Below are 554 nucleotides of genomic sequence, written 5' to 3' on the forward strand. Positions count from 1 at the left end.
GCAAAGCTTTTCCTGATAGGCACGCATCATATGAAAAGGCCAAAAAATAGGGAAGTGAACGGGACATGGCGTTTGGTGTAAAACGAGAGGAACTGAACCGGTGGACACAAGCAGTGAAAAAAGGAGAAATCGCATTTTTAACACATTACTGGCTTGATGACCGGTTTCCGGAAGCAAAGACTGTGACAAAAGCCGGCTGTGCAGATATTGATAAGCTGATTCGATGGGGAGCAGCCTACGGGTTAAAGAAAGAATGGATACATAAGAAAAGTGAATTTCCTCACTTTGATCTGCTGGGGGAGACCCAAAAATATATTTTGGAACAAGAAAACCTAACCGATCATCTTATACGATTTCATTTGTAAAAAAAAGAACGCACATCATGTGCGTTCTTTTTTATTGGTATTCAAAAACCGGTTCATCAGCGTCTTCTGAATAGCTGACGAGAAGGTCGTGATTATCAAAGTACCATAAATCACTTTCTTCAATAAAGAAGGTAATGCCGTCTGCTTCTGCAGTGACTCCCGCCTCTTGTGGGGCATCTTTCGCTACAC

The 554-nt window shown here is 42.1% G+C and carries 2 protein-coding genes; one reads left to right on the plus strand and one right to left on the minus strand.

Annotated elements, in window-relative coordinates:
* Positions 1–65 precede the first annotated feature (65 nt).
* A complete protein-coding gene (locus RVS70_RS21935) occupies positions 66–365 on the plus strand; it encodes a hypothetical protein (protein WP_321134832.1) in 300 nt (99 codons plus the stop codon).
* A gap of 31 nt (positions 366–396) precedes the next feature.
* Here RVS70_RS21935 and RVS70_RS21940 read toward each other — a convergent pair.
* Positions 397–554 (minus strand): HesB/YadR/YfhF family protein (locus RVS70_RS21940; RefSeq protein WP_414617186.1); only part of this gene is annotated, 158 nt, incomplete at its 5' end.

Origin of the sequence: Virgibacillus sp. M23 (assembly GCF_034190895.1) — a bacterium.
In the GTDB taxonomy this organism is placed as follows: Bacteria; Bacillota; Bacilli; order Bacillales; family Amphibacillaceae; genus Virgibacillus; species Virgibacillus salarius.

Coding starts and splice junctions, on each gene's coding strand:
- RVS70_RS21935 (WP_321134832.1), top strand. CDS start 66: ATGGCGTTTGGTGTAAAACGAGAGGAACTGAACCGGTGGACACAAGCA.